Origin of the sequence: Diplocloster modestus, assembly GCF_019042245.1 — a bacterium.
Taxonomy (GTDB): Bacteria; Bacillota; Clostridia; order Lachnospirales; family Lachnospiraceae; genus Diplocloster; species Diplocloster modestus.
In genome coordinates, this window is the sequence record NZ_JAHQCX010000004.1 from 22,415 (window position 1) to 41,840 (window position 19,426).

Sequence of the window (19,426 nt, forward strand, 5' to 3'; positions counted from 1 at the left end):
TGTGTTTGTGCGGAAGTGCAACTGATATTGCCAAAATCTGGTTCGCACAGTGAATCTGCCGTCAATACAGGATCTTTATGCAGTCCAGCGTGCCGGCTGCCTGGCGGACGGTCAGATCATTTCCTTTGTCTGCCAGTTTTTCACCGGTGTTTTCCATGGCATCCGAACGGCTGACCTCTTTCCAGCTGTTGGGGGAAGCCACTGTCAGCTTTTCATCCTTCTTTGCGCAGTTATAATATCGAAGCAGAAGGCCTTTCCCATCTTCCGTTTCCTTTAAGGCCGTTACTTTTACCTGGCCGTCCACATTCAGGAAACTAAAGGACTGTCCCAGCGTTCCGGGATGGACACTGTTCGAGTAGGCATAGACCGGATGGGAGAAACATATGGCCTCGGACATCATCTCACACCAGTCTGCCGACGACAGAACCCCGATTCCCAGATCCCAGCGATGGAAGCCCTGATCCGGGTACCGGTCAGGTGTGTACGCGGCCCGCAGCAGATTCATCAGGATCGCCTGTTTCTCCGTCCGATAGCCATATTTACTGTCTGACGTGAGCATCAGGCAGCTTCCTTCCTCCACCGGAAGCGGCGCTCCATAGTAGATCGCCGGAACATCATGCCCGGCGCTTTCCCGCTCTACCACACCGCCTGGGACGTCATATCTGGTCTGATCTGAGGCATATCCAAAGGGCATATAGAACTGAAGCTGGGGCGTTACGCCGCCCGGTGTTCCTGTCTCATGCCAGTCTGCCTTTATCCGGTAACGAAGCATCTTAGACTGGTCATCCAATATGACTTTCACCACCAGGGAAGAATGATGGAAATCCATCTGATATGTGATCCACTGCCGGATACCGCTGCTCTTCTGATCCAGGATACGGATCGCACACTCCTCATTCAGATCCTCGATTTTCCGATAGGCCCCGACCATCCACGCGGAGTAATCCCGGGAATCATCTTCCAGGATATACCGGAAGAAACCAGAAGGTGTTCCGGCCAGCAGCTCTTTTTGGTTCTGCTTATCCGTAAGGGAAACCAGTTTCATCGAATCGGTGGCAAATACAGCCTTCAGCTTCTGGTTTTCCAGCACATAGACCCCGTCCTCCATCCGGTGGACCCTGGGTTCATCTGTCTTATGCATTTTTATGGGCAGTTCGTCTTCCCTGATATAATAATTGGCATATCCAAAAGCCGGGACCTGCGCGGTAAACACCAGCTTGTGGAAGCTGTGTTGCCAATAGGCCTGATCCTTCTCCACTACCTCATATTCTACCGGTTTTCCTTCCCCATCTGTCACCCTGGTTCTGTCCAGAGATGCCTGCCAGTCCCATAGGGTGATTTCCACGGGTTCCAGACGGGGATACTGCGTGGTATTGAACAATGTGTAGACTCGGATATTTCCCTTTCCCCTGCACGCCTCTGTGATTTTCCTACCGTCAGACGCGGCCTGGCCGGACCGCATGGGGGTCCCCATGGTATTATAACCCACTCCCGCTCCTTCCGATGTGGAGTCCTGGCCATCCGGATAACCCATGGCCGAAGTGTCGATCCGATCACCCACCGCCTTCATGGACCGGTTCGCACAGGCGATTCCATAGGACATGGCCTCCTGGCTGATTCCCAATGAATAGGATACCGTGTCATCCACGCAGGAGCCGGGCAGGATATCGTGAAACTGGTTGAACATAAGATTTCTCCAGCCCTTCCGAAGGCCGCTGCGGTTGCTCCTGGATTCCTGGCAAAGGTATTCCATCGCTCCCAGCACCTCGCTGTCATAGAAGCTGTCCTCTAAGGTACGGTTCGCATTTTTGATCCGGGACTGAGTCGTATAGCACCCGGTGAAAATGTAATTCAATTCCCGTTCCACAACGGGATAATCTTCCATGTTTTTTTCAAGCGCCTGAAAGAAATCGTGATATCTGCCGAACTGAATCTCTGGCAGCAGCGGCCATTCCCGCATATCGATAATGCGCTCCAGGTCCCTTCTGGTGGGGCCTCCGCCATGGTCACCCACTCCATATACATAGAGCGCCTCCATGGTATGGTTCCTCTTACAGTATCCTGGTACATAGGAAGTCATCTCATAGTCCACAGGTCCCAGATACCAGTTCGGTTCCCGGTACACCAGCACTTCCTTCCCCGAGGGTACTCTCCAGCGGTATACTTCCTCCTGATCATTTCCCCGGCAGTGGAAATAATATTTGATACCGCCGTGGCTTAAAATCTCCGGTACATAACGGCTGTGTCCGAAGGTATCCGGTTCAAAATCCACCTGTATGGAATCCGGATCGATCCCCAGCAGTTCTTTCAGATATTCTTTGGTGTATAAAATATGGCGGACCATGGCTTCCGTACCTGTCATATTTTTGTCCGCTTCCACCCAGCTGGACGCGGTTACCTCCCAGCGTCCCTCCTGCACCCGCTTCCGGATCTCCGGCAGCATGGACGGCGCATATTTCTCGATAATCTCATAAGTCGACGCCTGAGACTGTGAAAAAATAAAATCCGGATATTCTTCCAGCAGGTTCAGCATCGTCTGGAACGTATCGATCACGACGCCGACCGTTTCCGGCATCCCCCACATCCAGTTCATATCGATATGGGCGTGAGCCGCACAGGTGACATGGTATTGTTTGGCTCTGTCGTGATATGCGGCCAGCGCTTCCTCCGCCACTCTCACATCTTGTTCGATGAGGCCGCCCTGGGCCTTTAATTTCCCGTACAGTCCATCTGCTGTCCGGCAGAACAGCTCGGGTACGGCCTGGTCTTCCTCCTCAAACATATTGCGCAGGAATTCCAGTTCGGCCAGAATCCTCTGTTCCCAGTAGTTCCGCCCGCATTCCTCTTTCAATTTCCAATATAATTTTAATTCGCTCATCCTCATCCTCTTTTAACCTTTTCCTGCCCCCGACATACTGAACCCTTTGGACATATAGTTCTGGCCGATGACATATAAAAACAGTACAGGAACCGCATACAGAATGGAAAATGCGGTGAGTTCCCCGTAGGAAATATCCCACATGCCAATATACTGATACATGGTTACCGCAGCCGGATATTTGTCAGCCGATTTCAGCAGAATAAACGGCACCATAAAGTTCCCCCATGCTCCGATAAACGCCTGTATCGCTACACAGAACGTACCAGGCACCATCAGCGGCACGATAATCCTGCGGATCCGCTGCCAGGTACCTGCCCCATCCACACTGGCTGCTTCCTCCAGATACAGCGGCACGCTGTCCATAAAGTTCTTCATCATCCAAAGGGAATACGGCAGCGTCGTGGCAGCCATAAACAAAATGATACCCGCCAGGCTGTCATTGAGTTTCAATGTTACAAACATCCGGTAAACCGGAACGATCAGCACGGTCCCTGGCAGTGATGACATAAACAGCACCGTCATCAAAAAAGATTTCTTATATTTCATCTCATATCTGGACAGCGCATATCCGGCCAGTCCGGAACAGATAATAACCAGAATCGCGACTCCGAACGAGAGAATCAGGCTGTTCAGGAAGGACATCTGATTCGTATGGCTTTTCAGCACGGAGGCAAAATTCTGCATGGTAATACCGGAAGGCAGCTTGGTAAATACGTTCGCGCTGGGATCGACCGAGGCCATAAACATCCACAGCATGGGCAGCAGCCACATAACGGCCATGATGATCATCACGACATTCACAATCAGCGCAAGTTTTCTCTTTCTCTTCATGTCAATCCTCCTTGCCTGCTGCTTTTATGTAGAAAATACCGAAGATCACTCCGACCACCAGTGAAATAATAGAGATCGCCACTCCATAACCCAGCTGAGAATTTTTAAATGCCTTGATATACATCAGGATTGGAAGTGTCTGCGTCTTTCCGCTGGGACCGCCGCCGGTCATGATCCAGATCAGGCCGAAAGATCCAAGCGTCATCAGTGTGATCAGCATGGTATTTGTCATTATCGTATTTTTGATAGTCGGTAAAATAATATAATAGATTTTCTTGATCAGGTTCGCCCCGTCCAATTTTGATGATTCTTCGATATCTGACGGGACATCATCCAACGCTGCCTGGTACGCCAGCATGGAAAACGCGGTTCCTCTCCACACATTCGCTATGATAACCGCCGCCATCGGGAAGGTATACAGCCAGGAAACTCCGGAAATCCCCAGTCCCTCCAGAATCATATTCAAGGTACCGCTGTCATGGAATAGGGAACTCATACAGAAAGCAGCCACCATCTCCGGCATAATCCAGCCAATCATAATGATACTTCCTACAACTTTCCGTACTTTTTTGTGACAGCTTCTCATCATATAGGCAAAGCCGAATCCCAGCAGCGTCTGTCCCACTACGGAACCCACCATAAACACCAGTGTATTTATAATTGCTTTCTTTACCATTGGATCTGAAATCATATGCTTATAATTTTCCAGTCCGATAAACCGCAGATCACTGGCATTGCTGCCTGTTAATGCCATATTGGTAAATGAAAAATAAAGGCTTAATATAACCGGTCCCACGAAAAAAATCAGCAGCAGAACAACAGAAGGAACTAAATAGATTACTTTTTTCCCAAACGAAATTTGTTTATGCAACTTTTTTCTCCTTTTTTTGAAGAGAGTTCGAAACTCTTAGCTTGAATGAAAAGGGGGGCTGCCGGAATCTTGCTTAACAGCCCCCATTTTTCTATTTGGACAGGTCCTGCGTATTCTCCTCGCCTACGATGGAGATTACAGATTGAGAATAGTTCTCCAATGCTTTTGCGGGGTCATTTCCACACACAACGGAATTGACCATTTGAGATAGGAAGGTGGATACTTCCGAATACTTTTCATTGTGCGGCCGGTACTGTGCGTTTTGCAGCAGTTCTGTAGCTTCCTGCATAAACGGCCGTGCAGACAGGTCCGCGTAGTTTGCAGCATCTGTTACATCTATGGTCGGCAGCTGACCGCACTCCATCATATAGGTAACTACCTGTTCTTTGTTATCCATCATAGCTGTGATAAAATCAAAAGCAAGTTCTTTCTCCTCAGAATGGGATGAAACAGACCATGCATAACCTCCGGACATCGTAACGCTTCCGCCCAGATCTCCATTTTGGGTAGGCATCGGGATCAAGGAAAGCGTTTTATCCCAATCCGCCCATTCAAAGCTTTGTCCGGCACTGTAAAACGCATTGGGGACTGCGGTTGACGTAAGTACCATGCCTAATTTTCCGTCTCTCATATACTCCATTGCATAATTCAAAGAGTTGGTATTCGTAACTTCAGAAGCGCTTCCGGTCAGTTCTTCCTGTACCGTAGTCTGGAAAAATTCGAGGCTGGAGAGCATGTCCTTGCTTCTGATATTCCATTTTCCGGATTCCGTATCAAATAGGTGATCGTTGGTTCCGTACAATACCATTTCAAAAGTATTGATGCTGGTAGCCTCTGAAGTCTCCTCACAGGTATACCAGAAAGGAACTACTCCTTCACATTTTTCCTTAATCTGACGGCAGCCATCCAGCAGCTCCGCCCAGGTGGCAGGTTTCCAGTCTTTCGAAAGCCCGGCCTGTTCCAGTACCGCGGTGTTTGCCCAGATTCCTCTGGAATCCGTAGCCAGCGGGATACCATAAACCTTACCATCCATACCGGTTGCCGCTTCTTTACAAGCATCTATCACAGAGCCGTTGGACCAGGACTCCCAGCTTCCCAGATATTCATCCAGCGGAGCCAGATAATTGGCTGCCGCATCCGCCGTCACCTGGAAGGAATCTTCATAGAAAATGTCAGGTGCTGTGCTTTCATCAGAGAGCTCCAGCGCCATCTTCGTAAAGTAATCCCCTTCCGTTCCTACATAGGGAATCAGTTCCAGCTCTACATTATCTTTCTGATCCCATTTGTCGTATGTATCCATTGCCCATTTGTGGATCCAGCCGTCTTCCTTAGCGTCTTCCCCGCTGGCATCCAGATATGCAAAGGTTATTTTCTTTTTATCACCGGACTGTCCGGAATCAGAACTCTGCTCCGTGCCCGTACCGTTATTTGTGTTCGTATCAGTGCCCGCGCCGTCGTCCGACTTTCCACAGGCGGAAATTCCCAATACCGTCATACAAATTACCAATAAAATACAAATTTGTTTTTTCATAACCTTCCTTTTCCTTTCCTAATTACCCTTTTTTCATTCGACCACATGTCTATCTGTACCACTATTCGTAATATCTACTAATTTTCCGGTTTCCCTCCTTTTCAAAGTATTTAAATTTGATATGTATATGATATATCATTTTATATAACATGTCAATATATTTTTCCATATTGTCCTATATATTTGTTTTATTCTATTCTCATATTTGTATTGTCAATTTCAGGACTCTATGATAAAATACTCGTAGGCGCTAGAAGCAATTCTGCGCAGGAAGGAGAAACCGATGATACATAAAAAAATCGAACAGTTTTCTATGAAAGCTCATGATCCCTATACCCCGTTTTTGGGAAATTCTATGGAAACAGGGGAAGAACTGTTAGGAGTCACAGACTGGATTCCCGCAAAAGTACCGGAAAGCGTATATAAAACGCTGCTAAGGGAGGGCTATATCGAAGATCCCTTCCTTGACCAGAATAGTTTAAAATGTGAATGGATCCCCAACCGCTGGTGGGAATACCGGGCGCATTTTCCGCTGCAAAGAAACGGCGGACGGCATTACCGGCTACGGATCGATCATCTGGATTATACCGCACATCTGTGGTTTAATCACCAGCCCCTCGGAGACAGCACCAATTTATTTGTCCCATTTTGCAAAGATGTCACTCCATATATTCAGGAAGATAACGAATTATCCGTTCTGATTGAGCACGCCCCCACGGAACACGGACAGATCGGCTATACGTCCAGGACCCATACCCAAAAACCCCGTTTCAATTACAAGTGGGACTGGTGTATGCGGTTGGTGAGCATCGGCATTGACAGCCCTGTATATATCGAAGAATTCGGCGATACCTCCATTGAATCCCTGCGGGCAGAACAAACCTTTGCAGATGACAATTCCTGTACCTTGTCCGGAGAGGTGGAGCTCTACGGATTCGAGGACAGCGAGCAGCAGCTCCTGCTGGAATTATCTCTTCACGGGGATACCGTAGCCAAACAGGAGCTTACGGTTCCCGTATCCTGCGGCTGCCATCATGCGTTTCCATTTTCCATGGATATCCCTTCCGCACAGCTGTGGTGGCCTAACGGCCATGGCGAACAGCCTCTGTACCAGCTGCGTGTCACCACGCGCAATGCAAGGGGCGAATGCTCTGATGAGAAGTCCTACTCGATCGGCTTGCGTACGATCCGGCATCTGCCGAGTATCGGCGGCGCCAGGGACGCATTTCCCTACCGTATGCAGATAAACGGGAAAGACATTTATCTGAAAGGGGTTAACTATCTGCCGCCTGAGATGCAGCAGGCCGATATCACCCGGGACCGTCTCCGGCAGGTGATCCAGAATATTGCGGATGCCAATTGCAATCTCATCCGGGTGTGGGGCGGAGCTTACATCGGATCAGAAGATTTATACGATATCTGCGATGAGCTGGGCATATTGATCTGGCAGGAGTTTACACAGAGCAGTTCCGGGATTGACAATGTGCCGTCCAAAGATCCCTATTTTATGGCCCAGCTTGCGGAAACAGCGAAAGCGGCCGTGCCCAGGATCCGTACCCATCCGTCTCTGGCTCTGTACAGCGGCGGCAATGAACTGACGGATTTTGACGGGGTCCCGGCTACTTTTGAGGACGAGAACGTAGGAATGCTTCAAAAAATCGTGTCGGAAAATGACAGCAGATACATGCTTCCCACTTCCGCTTCCGGACCAAACGAATTCCTGGATATCACTACCCCCGGGAAAAACCACGATGTCCACGGCCCCTGGAAATATGAAGGCACCACCCAGCACTATACTATATATAATCAATCGGACAGCCTGCTGCACAGCGAGTTCGGTGTAGACGGCATGGCGAACTACACTACCATGAAGCGATTCCTCTCCCCCGAAAACCTGGCCGTCACCAGCATGCGGGACAATCTGGTCTGGCGGCACCGGGGCGAATTGTGGGATACCTATGACAGAACCTGTCGGATATTCGGCACTTTTCCTCCGGAAGCCCTCCAGGAATTCATCATGTGCAGCCAATACATACAGGCCGAAGGTCTTCGCTATGCTCTGGAAGCAAACAGAAGGAGAGCTTTCCAGAACTGCGGAAGCATCATCTGGCAGTATAACGAACCCTGCCCGCATGTGTCCGGCACCAATCTGGAAGATTACTATGGGGAGAAAAAACTGGCCTACTATTTTGTAAGGAACGCCTTTCGTCCTCTCACCGCTTCCCTCCGATATGACAAGCTGCTGTTTACGTCCGGGGAAAACGTACCGCTGCAGGTAACTGTGCTCAACGATTCCGAGGCGTTTCACGGTGAACTATCGGTAACCGCAAAAACGGAAGAAGGACAGATATTATATCAACAGGACATACCAGTATCCGTACCGGAGAACAGGAATATTGCCCTCGAACCTTTTACCGTCACCATTCCAGATACGCGTGCGCTGTCTGTCACATTGAGTCTTACCGGAAAAGGTCCTGCGGTTGTCTCTCATTATATTTTGTTTGTGACGGGCGCAGATCAGATCGCAGATAAGGCAATAGCGGTCAGGGAATATCTCTCCTATATGGAGACTGTATAAAATTAGCCGTCTGCTTAGATAATGGAGCAGCTATGCTGCGACCCCTGCCAGGAGGGCATGTATTAAGGGATGCTGTAAAGTATAAGTTTCTTTGAGACCGGGTTAGGTAAAAAACTGTAAGTTTCTGCGAATCGGTTTCATGATGAGACAGCATGCTGCTGGCGCATGATACTGTGCCAACAATGAAAATCCCCCTGCGCGATGGTACCCAATTGTTCCTATCCGCAGGGGGGTTTTCATCTACTTAATCAAGTACCTATTCCATTTTTATCCTTTTCCCCTCACCTTTGGAGCAGGACGAAACGGCTACGCCGCCGGAACGGAAAGGAATGTGAAAGAATGACCCATACAAAATCTCCGAGGAAATCATTAAGGACAATATGGAGTACGACCACCTTACCGTGGACAACACCATGGTCCGGGAACATCTTGACGAGATTGTAGACCTCATGCTTGCGATCATAGTAGTTTACATACATCTGCATCTGACCAATATTCTGATGCTTCAATTCACCGATTTTTAAATCAAATAAAACAAAACAGCGGAGAATTCTATTAAAAAACACCAAATCTTTTTTCCAATTCAGTTTCTGAATACTCCGGCAGTTCTGATAAACCTAAAAATTCTAACGCATATGGGTCTTTTATCAAATCCTGTGGTAATTCAATTATTTGTCCTTCTGTTGCCAGCTGTGCAACTGCTTTCCTGTTTTTGCTTAATGCCAGCCGTTCATACAAAGAACTATTAAACTGCCTTTTCAGCTCCGATAAACTCCAATCATTTTTTGCTGCCTCTATTTCATAAAAATGACTTTTCGTCACTGCCTCCGTCACCCGTATGTCAAGCACACGACAAAAAATATAATTCTGAAAAGCAGAAAACCCAAGCTACCAAGATGGATTTGATAGCCTGGGTTTTCTGTTTTTGTATCTTCAATTATTCAAAGAGGTCATGGACTTTGTAAACAATCTCAATGCGATTGTCGGGGAATACATACACCTTTTCGATCAGCAGATCGGTCAGCTCGGAGGTTAGAACATCCGCTGCCGCAATCGAGTGAGTAATCTCTTGTCGGCTGTTTTGGCGGGCCTGTTCTTCTCGCTTCAGCTTTGCCTGGGCGGTGACAGCAGCATAAGCATTTTTGACTTTCAGTATTTCTGCGTCATAAACAGCTTTCTCCGATTTATAAGTGTCCAGCTCGATCTGCCCCAGGAGATACCGTTCAAAGAGAGCTTGCTTCTGGTCCTTCAGGCTTCCAGCTGCTTCTCATACTCGGAGCATTTGGCAGCGGTGGCCTCCAGGTGAATGGTGCCGTCCTCATGTACGGGCAACAGGATTTCCAGCTGCTTTTTCAAAGTGAGGAGGACTGCTTCTTCCAGACCGGCAGCATCTGCCCGGACATCTCGGCAGCGGCTGTTTACATCGGCAGTAGAATGGCGGCACATATAAAACGGTCCCTTTTGGGCGATGCGGGAGAGTGTATGGTCGCAGCAGCCGCAATAGACCTTGCCTTTCAGTGGGTACTCCCTGTTTTTCCTGGTCGGCAAGGAAAACCGGCGCTGCACGGCCTGCAACTTTTCAAATAGTTCTTTGTCAACGATTGCCGGATGATGGTCGGGAATAATGAACCACTTGTCCTGGTCTTTCCTGCGGCTTCGCGTGCCGCCCACTTCGATGACTGCACGACGCCCGATGACATAAGAACCGATATAGCGTTCGTCCTCCAGGATACGGAGAACCGTAGAATTACTCCAGCGGCCACGGGAGCGAGAGACATCGTGGTACTGCTGCCCATGAGCTGCTTTGTATTCTCCAGGGGTCGGGATACCTCGCTTATACAGTTCTCTGGTAACGGCTGCCGCTCCAACGCCGGTTGCGGCAAGTTGGAAAATGAGCTGTACCACCGCAGCGGTTTCCGGGTTCGGTTCCATTCTGCCATCGGCGCTTTTGCGATACCCATAAGGGCAAACTTTGCTCGGTATTCGCCACGCTGCATTTGGTTGGTAACGCTGTCGCTCTCGCTGGAGCGATCATCTGTGTAAGACAGACGAATGTAAGCTGTCGCCTGATATTTTATTGTACAACATCATTCTTTATGTTCTGCCATGCCATGTGAAATTTGTATGACACCGTAAATTGGGCCAATAGGTTCGATAACTTCTATCGCCAGCGGCAACCCATCCACAATGGATGTTAGTCTTAATTTTTCAAATCTTGTATGAGTATTTCCTTCCATATCATTACCTCATTTAGTTGTTGCGAGCTTTCCCCCAAAAGAACAATGCTACAGTACCTGGGCCAGTATGCGCTCCAATAATTGCACCGATCTGATAAATCCGAACCCCGCCGGGAATTCTTGGGAAGTTTTGGTTCAAAAGTTCCGCTGCTCGCATGGCAAGCTCCGCACAGCCGGAATGCGCTATAAAACAAGATTCATTATAATTTTGACCATTGTCAGCCAGTAAGCACATTTTATCGTTCAAAGCAGCAATCGTCCGCTTCGTCCCTCTGATTTTTTCCCGTGGGATTAACCTTCCCTTCACATCCACATCCAACAAAGGGCAAATTCCCAACATTGTCCCTGCTATTCCGGCCGTTTTGGAGATTCTGCCGCCTCGAATATAGTATTTAAGATCACTGGAGAAGAACCAATGATTAACTCGTAGCTTGTTTTCTTGAACCCATCGCCATAATTGCTCTATATCCATTCCTTCGTCTCGCAAGTCAGCTGATTTTTCTACAAGAAGCCCACTGCCAGCCGAGGCGGCTAAAGAGTCAACAAGATAAATCGTTCTGTCTGGATATTTATCTTCCAACTCGTTTTTTGCCATCTGTGCAGCATTCAATACACCAGTAATCCCGGATGATAAACAGATGTGTAACACATCTTTCCCTTGTGAAAGAAAAGTTTCAAAATATTGAGTGAATTCATAAGCGTTAATTTGGGCAGTTTTCGTACTGGCACCTTGTTCCATTTCACGGTAAAAGCTCTCCAAAGAGAGTGTTTCCCCAAAATCGTCTTGGTAAAAACGGCCATTTAATTCATAAGGATAACCGATGTAGGCGATGTGTCTTTGCTGAAGGTATGACTTTGTTAAATCTACTGTTGACTCACAGCTAAGTACATATTTGCTCATTTTCCTCATACCTTTCTCTTATCTTTGATTTCCCCTATACACCAGCGCCAGTAGTCCAGGTCCTGTGTGAGCCCCAATAACCGGGCCGACGGATGCGGTATAGCATATTGCATCTGGAAATTGGGAAATAACTGTATCACAGAGCGATTTGACCTGCTCAGGAGATCCGCTGTAAACGATGGCCACAGACTTGGAAATCTGAGGATTCCACTGCTTCCTCATCTTGGTAATTAGTTCCAGCAATGCGCGCCTATTCCCACGTGGCTTTCCGGCCACCTCCAGTTTCCCCTCATTATCTAGTCGTAACAAGGGTTTGATTTGCAAAGCGGTACCGGCGACTGCTGACGCCGTGGATACTCGTCCCCCTTGATGCAGATAAGATAGACCGTCTACCGTAAACCAATGACAGACCTGAAGACGATGTAGCTCAACCCAATCTGCCAGGTCGTCCAGCGAGAATCCCTCTCGTTTCTTTTTGGCTGCTTCCAGGACCAAGAATCCTTCACCTGGTGCAGCACACAGAGTGTCCACACAGCGTATTTTGCATTGCGGATATTGCTCGGAAAGTATTTCAGCTGTCATTTCGGCATTTTGATACATCCCAGATAAACCGGATGAGAATCCGAGATATAAAATATCGTAGCCAAGATCAAGAATTTTTGTAAATTCTGCCAGATAACATGAAGGATTGATTTGAGAGGTGGACGGTCTTTTCCCTTGCTTCAGCAACCTATAGAATTCCTGGTTGCTTAGATTCCCACCGGGCCCATAATTGTAAGAGACTCCTCCAACCACAACTTCCATGGGAAGAACCTGGACTTCAGGAAAATCTGCCACCAGGGAATCGGTTAAATCAGATGCGGCATCAGTAAGAATTTTGTATTGCAATGAACAGTTTTCAGACATAACATTATTTCTCCTTGTCTGTATATTCTCGTATCTGCAGCATTCGTTTATCTGTATCTGCAATTGTATCGGCACAGTCTCGAAGCGCGTCAACTATTTCCACCCCCTTGGTGGATTTACTGTTGTACTTTATTTGGTGCTCCAGAGTTGCCCAAAAATTCATAGCCACCGTACGAAGCTGAATTTCAACTCGCATATATTCTTTTTTTGCAGAAAAATACGGGAACTTCCACTATCATGTGATAACTGCGATATCCGTTCGATTTCGGTTGAGAGATATAGTCTTTTATGGAAACCACTTTGATATCATCCTGCTGGGCAAGCGACTGGGCAACTATATTTATATCATCTAAAAAAGGACAAATTACTCTTACACCGGCAATATCATTTAACTGCGTGCGTAGCGCCTCAATGCTGGGAGTAATTCCTTTTCGGTTCAGCTTATTGATAATGCTGGATGGTGCTTTTAATCGGCAGGTAATGGCCTCAATGCAGGCTCGTCCATTTTGAGCCACAAAATCTTGCTGGAGTATCTCCAGTTTTGTAGTAATCTCTTTTGGTGCTGCCTGATATTTTCGCATCAGTTCGTTAAACTGAACAATGTGTGTGAGCAGATCATCTTTATGTGTAGAGAGATACTCCTGTAATTCTACCGATTCCTGCTTTGTCAAATTAGGATATTCCATGCTCCTCCCCCTGATTCGATGTGTGCATTGAGGTATTGGACCTTTCTCTTGTATACAAGCGCAGTCCGATTTTTTCTGTTACAAACGCACTAAGCAAAAATGGAACAAAATATGTGGAGAGCCGATAGAGAACAAGTACAGAAGATACATCTGCCGCATCCATGTAACAGGAAAACAACAGCAGAAAAGCTGCTTCTACTGAGCCCATTCCAGCAATATTAGGCAGAGCATTGGAAATAACATGGGCCAAAGCAGATAATGTCTGTATTTGAATAAGAGAAAAATAATCAATACCAATCGCTCTTATGCACAGGTATGGAATCGAATAGAGCCCCATCAACTTGATTGCGTTGATTCCTACCCCAACCAAGATTATATTTGGAGTGTGAAGCAAATCCCTTGCTCCCATATGTAGCGCATCCACTTGCTGTTTCCATTGAATCGCACGATCTGCCCACTTTGAAAGACTTTCTAATCGACAGATTCCTTTGCAGATGAACCGATAGAAATTTTCCCGTGTACATATCAGAATGAGCAATATAATGATAACAATACATATCAGCATCGCTTTTCGGGGAAGATGGCGTTTAGCAACAGTGTCGCCCCCAAAATAGCAATATGTGGTGTGAATTTGCCATAAGGGTCAAACAGCAAAAGGAGAGATAAAATCAGACGAATAAGTAGTTCTCCAGAGCAGGCAGGACACCATGTTTGGCCTGATATGCTTCCCAGAAGTCAACGAAAGCATCTGCCGCCTTCCAAAGCCCCAAAACGGCCCAGATAATCCCTATTGGCACCAGTGCAGTTTTGCCTTGAACCAGAAAAGAGATTCCCACGATCAATAGAACCAATTTACGAGCAAATATGTCAGGAGCCTGCCGGAATTTCTCCCCAATTTGGCGGATGCCAATCAGGCCGATTAGAATCATCATAATGCCCATCAAATATGGTAGGAGAGAGGCGATTTGTTTTGGAAACAAGATGCAAACTATTCCAATAAGCCCAAGTGCAATTTGCGTAACACTTATCATAAAATCTCCCCATAATTTACAAGCCGCCGAAATCTCTGCCGCAAACAGAGATTCCGACGGCTTGCTCTGTCAGAGACAGCCTATTGGCTCAATTCTTATTTCTTTCGTTCCATAAAAGGTCCGCTTTCGGGGCCCAACAAGCAGCATAGTTACGGCATTTATCGCACAGATGGTCAGCACTCTCCTGAGACTGAAGATCCGTAGAATGGGCTCCGGATTGATCTACCATCATTTTTAACATGTCAGGATTCTCCAGCATGGGGCAGGGACGCAAGTGGTTGCAGTTGAAGGGCTGGTGGTTGTGATAGGCCATAAACAGAGGAGATTGGAAAGCTTCCAGCAAGGTTTTTTCTCTGATATTGGAGTCAGAGTAGTGGATAAACGCACAGGGTTCCACATCGCCGTTGGCGTTAATATGGAGATAGTTACGGCCTCCCGCAATGCAGCCGCCTACATACTCGCCGTCATTCTGAAAATCAATCGTGAAGATGGGCTTGGTGGAACGGTACTCCCGCACCTTACGGTACATGAGCTTGCGCTGCTCCGGATTGGGCAGCAGGTCGGTCACCGCCTCGTTACCCACCGGCATGTAGTGGAAGAACCAGGCGAACTTGGCCCCACACTCCACCAGATGATCGATAAAAGCCTCGGAGCTGATGGAGTCCACATTTTTCGAGGTGTAGCAGCAGGATGCACCAAAGGGCAATTTGTATTGTTTCAGAATCGTCATGGCCTTCATGATTGCCTGATAGGTACCTGCCCCCCGTCGAAAATCGGTAGCATCTTCAAACCCTTCTACACTGATGGCGGGAATAAAGTTTTTCACCCGCAGCATTTCCTTCGCAAACGCCTCATCAATCAGAGTGGCATTGGTAAAAGCCAGGAACTGGCAGTCGCTGTGTTCGGTACACAGCCGGAGGATGTCCTTCTTCCGAACCAGAGGTTCGCCGCCAGAGAAGATGTACATATAGGTTCCAAACTCTTTGCCTTGGCGGACAATGTCGCTGAGTTCCTCGTATGTCAGGTTCAGCTTGTTGCCGTATTCAGCAGCCCAGCAGCCAGTACAGTGAAGATTGCAGGCAGAGGTAGGATCCATGAGAATCGCCCAGGGAATATTGCAGTTCAGCTCCTTACGATAGTGCTCCTGCTTGGGCCAGCCGATGAGGCTGGCATTCAGGAAGAAGTTCTCAAAAACCACCTTTAACACATCATTGTCAATGTCCCGGAAAACGCTCATAATGAGCTGGTACATGCTGCATTCCGGATCGTTTAAAACATTTCGAAACGCTTTGCGCTGTGCGGGGAAGCTGTCCGGCCCATCTCCGGCCAGTTTATCCACCCAGTCCATCAGTTTGAGCACATTTTCCTCGGGTTTTTTTTCAATATATCCCAGCGCTGTGCGCAAGGCTGTTTTTTTTATCTGCATAGAAATGTCCATCTTCTATTTCTCCTTCTCAAATAGTATCTTTCCATTGAGTACTGTTTGCCGCACGACTATGCGCTGCACAGTTTACAAATGTTCTGACTGGAAGAATTGCTAATATACGATATCGTTATATTCAGTGGAAAAGGTATAATAAAGGTCAGATGACATGATATTCCTTTAGCAGCGTCTCCACATCCGTACCGGAGATTTTTTTCAGCACTTCCTTCAATGCCATCCGCTCTTTTAAGCCCAAATGCATATCTGTGATCTTCCTGCCGTCCCTCAGCTGTACCGTTGCATTGAGCAGGTCTCGAACATCGAAGGTACTGCCCCAGACCTCTGGCACTCCCCGGTCGATGTCCAGCAGGGTATATACCGCCTCCATGCCGGTGCGCATGGAGTATTCCGTAGTGAAGATGGTATCTCGGGGGGTCTCGGCGAACTGACCGATGAAGGCGAAATTGACAGCCTCCCTGGGCACCACATCCGGTCGGTCTCCCGCCGCCCGGGGCATGAAGAAGGCGGTGATGTAGGGCAACATGCAGGGGACGGTATTGGCGCTGTGCTCGGCCAGATACTCAATCTCCCCCTCAGGTACGCCCAAGTGGTAGAGCCACTCCATGCAGATCTCCTTGCCGGTACACTCCCGTATGGGCTTTTTCACATAGTTGCCGGGCTTATCGCTGAACAGGCCGTAGATCCAGCCCACCAGCTGGCCCTTGGGCTCGCTGCGGAACTGGGGCTGGCGGTTGAAGGTCCAGCTCAAAAGCCAGTTGGAATCCTTCACGGTGACGATACCGCCGGTGACCACCTTGCCGCTGAAGGGATCCCGCTGACAGATTTTTTGGATATAGGGCGGGATCTTGTCATCCAGGGTGGTAACGGTGGCACTCATCCAGTTGCTCTTTTCCGGGTCACCGCAGAACTTATCGGGATGACCGAAGGAAGGATCCTGGGCAGCGATGCGCCGCCACATATCCCAGCCGCCGCCCTCTTTCAGCTCCGGCTTGTAAGGAGCGGGAGTGTTCTGTGAACCCAGAGCGGAGTTCTCCACGCAGCCACCCGGTGTGATAAAGACCAGATCCTGCTCCATGAGATCAATCTGCTCCTCTCCGTTTTCAAACTGCAAGGTGAGGCGGCGGGCAAGCTTTTGGCCGGCGCGAATGTCAAAGTCCACATCAATGACCTTGGTATTGTAGTGGAACTGTACGCCTGCCTTCTCCAGATAGGCCACCATGGGCAGGATCATGGATTCGTACTGATTGTAACGGGTGAAGCGGAGGGCCTTGAAGTCGGGCAGACCGCCGATGTGGTGGATGAAGCGACGGAGGTAGAGCTTCATCTCCAGGGCGCTGTGCCAGTTTTCAAAAGCGAACATAGTGCGCCAGTAGAGCCAGAAGTTGGAGTTCAGCACCTCGTCGCTGAAGTAGTCTGTGATGGGCTTGTCGTAGAGTTCCTCGTCGGGAGTGAAGAACAGCTTCATAATCTCCATGGCCCCGGCGTCGGAAAGGCCGAATTTTCCGTCGGTACGGCCGTCCTCCCCGCGGTTCTGGGTGGCCCGCATGAGGGAGTAGTTGGGGTCCCGCTTGTTGAGATAGTAGTACTCGTCCAGCACGCTCAGTTCCGGGTTCTCAATGGAGGGAATGGAGCGGAACAGATCCCACATCACCTCAAAGTGGTTATCCATTTCCCGACCGCCCCGCATCACATAGCCCAAGCCCGGGTACTCCCAGCCGTCGCAGGCCCCGCCGGGGACAGGATCCTTCTCAAAGATGTGGATGCGTTTTCCCGGCATCTGCCCATCTCTCACCAAATAGCAGGCAGCAGTCAAAGCAGCCAGACCAGTTCCAACAATATAGGCGGATTTTCGTTCTACGCCCTCCGGTTTGAGTGGCCGAACAAAAGCTTCATAGTTTCCACTGGAATAATACACTTAAATGACCTCCTTCATCATTTCTTTGTCTGTATTGTACCTTTCCTCCAATACCCATACAATAAACAAAGCACCCCGGATGATGAAAATTACATCATCCGGGGTGCTTTGTAAAAAGTTTTATCATTCCAGCTTTTTTGATAAAATTGGTGTTTCTGCCATATTCTTAATAGCTAAAAGAAGTTGGCCATGTATCATCTGACTCACCCGACTGACAAATATTTTCGGATCTTCTTTCATTCCACACTTGACCCACTCCAACATGATACCTACAAATCCGTGTTTGTAAAAATCGGCGATATACTGTTTGTTTTCGAGAGAAATGGAATAGCCCTTGGATAGTTCGCATACAACATCAAACAGCAAATCATAAACAACTCGGCAAAGATAATTCTCAATTTTTTCTCGCTGGATGGAGTGATACACACCTTCCACAAATGCCCTGTTCTCCCTTGTTGCACAGCATAAAGCGAGGAAACCTTCCTGCCAGGTTTTATAATCTTTTCGCCCTTGTATGGCTTTGGCGCCTTCTTCTTGGCATATCCAATCAATGAGATCAAAGATGTCTTGGAAATGATAATAGAATGTCATGCGGTTGATGCCGCAGGCTTCCGTAATATCTGCAATAGTGATTTTAGACAGAGGCTTTTGCGTCATAATACGTTTCAACGCCATAGCCATTGCCCACTTTGTTGTTTGAGACATTGTTATCTCACCTCTTGTGTTAAGTATAGCATGATTTACAGGGGTGTGAAAAGTAATTATCCTCTTACGTTAAATATTTACATAGTAACATGTGCCGTGTCTGGGTGAATTAGAATTACGGTAATCTGTTTTTTCCGTGCATACCGGACACATTGTATTGTACCGGACCGCAGATTCCGCAAATCGTCATAAACTGCCACTAGGTAGTTGGCCTGATCCACCATATAGCAATTTCTCTTGACATAGCTCTCACGGCAATCCTCGTTTCCAATGACCTCTTTTCTGCTGCAATGTTGTAGGATAAACTCCATCCGGCGCTTGCTGCGCTGATCCCACTTGGCATCATGGCCGACAAACGGCAGGGCCACAACCAATTCAATATCTTCGTATCCAGGCTGTTCCTTCAGACGAAGGATTTGTTCAGCCGCCCACATATCCACACCCAGGGCGCCGCCAACATAAAAGCGTCGGACTTCCTTTTCATCATGTAGCTTTCGGAACACCTCCAGCATATTAGCTTTGATCTTCTTGCATAGGGCATAATCTTCACTGTATTTGAACTTGAACCGGCTTGGCCGGTGTCCAGTAATAGCACAAACGCATTCATTCATGCGGTTTCCTCCTGTTCTAATAGCAGTCAACACATAGAAAATAAAAATAACTTATTTAATAAGTTGCAAACGAAATTATCAGGCAAATTATAACACAAATAATGTTCAATATCCCGTGGCTACATCCAGGCTATTTCCTCCGGCCGGGCATTGCCTTCCATGAAGCAATTCTTAAATATCTGCGAATATTTTGAAATAACGCCCTAGCAATTTTTTGACGCTACCGAAATACCCCACAGCTTGTCAGAAAGGCGTTGGATGGTATCAGGACATTATCAGATGATGATTTAATTATATT

Annotated in this window: 17 protein-coding genes and 1 pseudogene; 1 reads left to right on the forward strand and 17 read right to left on the reverse strand. The window is 47.9% G+C overall.

All coding sequences use genetic code 11. From position 1 onward, the window contains the following. Nucleotides 1–61 precede the first annotated feature (61 nt). The 4 genes from KTH90_RS07160 to KTH90_RS07175 all read right to left on the reverse strand — a co-directional run bounded on the left by KTH90_RS07160 (nt 62) and on the right by KTH90_RS07175 (nt 6,114). Nucleotides 62–2,878: a glycoside hydrolase family 38 N-terminal domain-containing protein gene (locus KTH90_RS07160; protein WP_238726549.1), complete on the reverse strand. Its 2,817-nt coding sequence runs from the start codon at nt 2,876–2,878 to the stop codon at nt 62–64. A gap of 12 nt (nt 2,879–2,890) precedes the next feature. Continuing rightward, nucleotides 2,891–3,712, reverse strand: a complete 822-nt coding sequence (locus KTH90_RS07165; RefSeq protein ID WP_158350005.1) for a carbohydrate ABC transporter permease — start codon at nt 3,710–3,712, stop codon at nt 2,891–2,893. Nucleotide 3,713: 1 nt separating this feature from the next. Beyond that, nucleotides 3,714–4,583 carry a carbohydrate ABC transporter permease gene (locus tag KTH90_RS07170; protein ID WP_238726550.1) on the reverse strand — a complete coding sequence of 290 codons (870 nt, stop codon included), beginning with the start codon at nt 4,581–4,583 and terminating at the stop codon, nt 3,714–3,716. Between the two features lie 91 nt (nt 4,584–4,674). After that, on the reverse strand, nt 4,675–6,114 hold the full coding sequence (locus KTH90_RS07175) for an extracellular solute-binding protein (protein ID WP_158350006.1): 1,440 nt from the start codon (nt 6,112–6,114) through the stop codon (nt 4,675–4,677). A gap of 283 nt (nt 6,115–6,397) precedes the next feature. Here KTH90_RS07175 and KTH90_RS07180 point away from each other — a divergent pair, with 283 nt between their 5' ends. Beyond that, a complete protein-coding gene (locus tag KTH90_RS07180; RefSeq protein WP_158350007.1) occupies nt 6,398–8,692 on the forward strand; it encodes a glycoside hydrolase family 2 protein in 2,295 nt (764 codons plus the stop codon). A 452-nt stretch (nt 8,693–9,144) separates the two neighbouring features. Here KTH90_RS07180 and KTH90_RS07190 read toward each other — a convergent pair. The 13 genes and pseudogenes from KTH90_RS07190 to KTH90_RS07245 form a co-directional block, all read right to left on the reverse strand. Beyond that, a pseudogene (locus KTH90_RS07190) lies at nt 9,145–9,514 on the reverse strand (PDDEXK nuclease domain-containing protein); the annotation flags it as partial. Between the two features lie 426 nt (nt 9,515–9,940). Next, on the reverse strand, nt 9,941–10,624 hold the full coding sequence (locus KTH90_RS07195) for a recombinase family protein (protein ID WP_238726551.1): 684 nt from the start codon (nt 10,622–10,624) through the stop codon (nt 9,941–9,943). A gap of 155 nt (nt 10,625–10,779) precedes the next feature. Continuing rightward, on the reverse strand, nt 10,780–10,929 hold the full coding sequence (locus KTH90_RS07200) for a hypothetical protein (RefSeq protein WP_238726552.1): 150 nt from the start codon (nt 10,927–10,929) through the stop codon (nt 10,780–10,782). 13 nt (nt 10,930–10,942) lie between these two features. Further along, nucleotides 10,943–11,839 carry a DegV family protein gene (locus tag KTH90_RS07205; protein ID WP_330655956.1) on the reverse strand — a complete coding sequence of 299 codons (897 nt, stop codon included), beginning with the start codon at nt 11,837–11,839 and terminating at the stop codon, nt 10,943–10,945. A 9-nt stretch (nt 11,840–11,848) separates the two neighbouring features. Next, nucleotides 11,849–12,736, reverse strand: coding sequence for a DegV family protein (locus KTH90_RS07210; RefSeq protein ID WP_158350008.1), 888 nt, complete (start codon nt 12,734–12,736; stop codon nt 11,849–11,851). 4 nt (nt 12,737–12,740) lie between these two features. Then, complete coding sequence (locus KTH90_RS25430; RefSeq protein WP_158350009.1) at nt 12,741–12,932, reverse strand: nucleotidyltransferase family protein; 192 nt, start codon at nt 12,930–12,932, stop codon at nt 12,741–12,743. After that, a complete protein-coding gene (locus KTH90_RS07215) occupies nt 12,922–13,422 on the reverse strand; it encodes a GTP pyrophosphokinase (RefSeq protein ID WP_158350010.1) in 501 nt (166 codons plus the stop codon). Before KTH90_RS07215 ends, KTH90_RS25430 begins: the two co-directional genes overlap by 11 nt. Next, the gene (locus KTH90_RS07220) at nt 13,409–13,987 is read right to left on the reverse strand and encodes a lysylphosphatidylglycerol synthase transmembrane domain-containing protein (RefSeq protein ID WP_158350011.1); all 579 of its coding nucleotides are present in this window, start codon (nt 13,985–13,987) and stop codon (nt 13,409–13,411) included. Before KTH90_RS07220 ends, KTH90_RS07215 begins: the two co-directional genes overlap by 14 nt. A gap of 103 nt (nt 13,988–14,090) precedes the next feature. Then, complete coding sequence (locus KTH90_RS07225; protein WP_158350012.1) at nt 14,091–14,453, reverse strand: hypothetical protein; 363 nt, start codon at nt 14,451–14,453, stop codon at nt 14,091–14,093. An 88-nt stretch (nt 14,454–14,541) separates the two neighbouring features. Then, nucleotides 14,542–15,891: a radical SAM protein gene (locus KTH90_RS07230; protein WP_158350013.1), complete on the reverse strand. Its 1,350-nt coding sequence runs from the start codon at nt 15,889–15,891 to the stop codon at nt 14,542–14,544. 145 nt (nt 15,892–16,036) lie between these two features. Continuing rightward, nucleotides 16,037–17,812 (reverse strand): oleate hydratase, encoded by a 1,776-nt coding sequence (locus KTH90_RS07235; protein WP_238726553.1) that lies wholly within the window; start codon nt 17,810–17,812, stop codon nt 16,037–16,039. A gap of 123 nt (nt 17,813–17,935) precedes the next feature. Beyond that, nucleotides 17,936–18,517 (reverse strand): TetR/AcrR family transcriptional regulator, encoded by a 582-nt coding sequence (locus KTH90_RS07240; protein WP_158350015.1) that lies wholly within the window; start codon nt 18,515–18,517, stop codon nt 17,936–17,938. 77 nt (nt 18,518–18,594) lie between these two features. After that, on the reverse strand, nt 18,595–19,128 hold the full coding sequence (locus tag KTH90_RS07245) for an SLOG family protein (RefSeq protein ID WP_158350016.1): 534 nt from the start codon (nt 19,126–19,128) through the stop codon (nt 18,595–18,597). Nucleotides 19,129–19,426 lie beyond the last annotated feature (298 nt).

What these genes read in the sequence shown, in the direction of transcription:
- KTH90_RS07160 (WP_238726549.1), bottom strand. Translation starts at nt 2,878, where the DNA reads ATGAGCGAATTAAAATTATATTGGAAATTGAAAGAGGAATGCGGGCGG.
- KTH90_RS07165 (WP_158350005.1), bottom strand. Translation starts at nt 3,712, where the DNA reads ATGAAGAGAAAGAGAAAACTTGCGCTGATTGTGAATGTCGTGATGATC.
- KTH90_RS07175 (WP_158350006.1), bottom strand. Translation starts at nt 6,114, where the DNA reads ATGAAAAAACAAATTTGTATTTTATTGGTAATTTGTATGACGGTATTG.
- KTH90_RS07180 (WP_158350007.1), top strand. Translation starts at nt 6,398, where the DNA reads ATGATACATAAAAAAATCGAACAGTTTTCTATGAAAGCTCATGATCCC.
- KTH90_RS07195 (WP_238726551.1), bottom strand. Translation starts at nt 10,624, where the DNA reads ATGGAACCGAACCCGGAAACCGCTGCGGTGGTACAGCTCATTTTCCAA.
- KTH90_RS07200 (WP_238726552.1), bottom strand. Translation starts at nt 10,929, where the DNA reads ATGGAAGGAAATACTCATACAAGATTTGAAAAATTAAGACTAACATCC.
- KTH90_RS07205 (WP_330655956.1), bottom strand. Translation starts at nt 11,839, where the DNA reads ATGAGGAAAATGAGCAAATATGTACTTAGCTGTGAGTCAACAGTAGAT.
- KTH90_RS07210 (WP_158350008.1), bottom strand. Translation starts at nt 12,736, where the DNA reads ATGTCTGAAAACTGTTCATTGCAATACAAAATTCTTACTGATGCCGCA.
- KTH90_RS25430 (WP_158350009.1), bottom strand. Translation starts at nt 12,932, where the DNA reads ATGCGAGTTGAAATTCAGCTTCGTACGGTGGCTATGAATTTTTGGGCA.
- KTH90_RS07215 (WP_158350010.1), bottom strand. Translation starts at nt 13,422, where the DNA reads ATGGAATATCCTAATTTGACAAAGCAGGAATCGGTAGAATTACAGGAG.
- KTH90_RS07220 (WP_158350011.1), bottom strand. Translation starts at nt 13,987, where the DNA reads ATGCTGATATGTATTGTTATCATTATATTGCTCATTCTGATATGTACA.
- KTH90_RS07225 (WP_158350012.1), bottom strand. Translation starts at nt 14,453, where the DNA reads ATGATAAGTGTTACGCAAATTGCACTTGGGCTTATTGGAATAGTTTGC.
- KTH90_RS07230 (WP_158350013.1), bottom strand. Translation starts at nt 15,891, where the DNA reads ATGGACATTTCTATGCAGATAAAAAAAACAGCCTTGCGCACAGCGCTG.
- KTH90_RS07240 (WP_158350015.1), bottom strand. Translation starts at nt 18,517, where the DNA reads ATGTCTCAAACAACAAAGTGGGCAATGGCTATGGCGTTGAAACGTATT.
- KTH90_RS07245 (WP_158350016.1), bottom strand. Translation starts at nt 19,128, where the DNA reads ATGAATGAATGCGTTTGTGCTATTACTGGACACCGGCCAAGCCGGTTC.